The following is a 392-nucleotide window of genomic DNA, read 5'->3' as shown; positions in this document are numbered from 1 at the left end:
TCGGTGTTTTCCCGCGAAAAGTCCTATCTTCGCAACCCTTCTGTCCTCCTGCAAAGGAGGGTGGTATTCCCGTGCTCCATCGCAAAGCGCCATGCTGGCATGGAAAACGGGCCGACACTTGCACATTACAGCTCAAATCCGGTAACTCCGGAACGTTAAAGGAGGAGTCCTTGAACTCGAAGTCTCTCTCGCGGTGGTTGACCATCGTGTTGCCTATTCTGATTGCCGGCTACTTGTTGTGGCCTACGTATCAGGCCTATCAACTGGACGAGCAGCGCAAGGCGCTGTCCGACTCATCCGCCATCGAAAAGTGGGATGCCGCGAATGGCGAATCCTATGCTGATGCGCGGTCAAAACGTGTCAAGCTGGGCTTGGATAGGGGCCCCTTCCCA

At 55.4% G+C, this 392-nt stretch carries 1 protein-coding gene; it reads left to right on the top strand.

The window, feature by feature from the left end; all coding sequences use genetic code 11:
* Nucleotides 1–197: 197 nt before the first annotated feature.
* The coding region (locus tag ACLD7X_RS19555) for a hypothetical protein (RefSeq protein WP_411425343.1) at nt 198–392 on the top strand (195 nt) is incomplete at its 3' end.

It is taken from the genome of Aphanothece microscopica RSMan92, assembly GCF_046613545.2.
Lineage (GTDB): Bacteria > Cyanobacteriota > Cyanobacteriia > PCC-6307 > Cyanobiaceae > NIES-981.
Note: the sequence above shows the minus strand (reverse complement) of the source record. Positions and strands in the feature narration are given on the sequence as shown.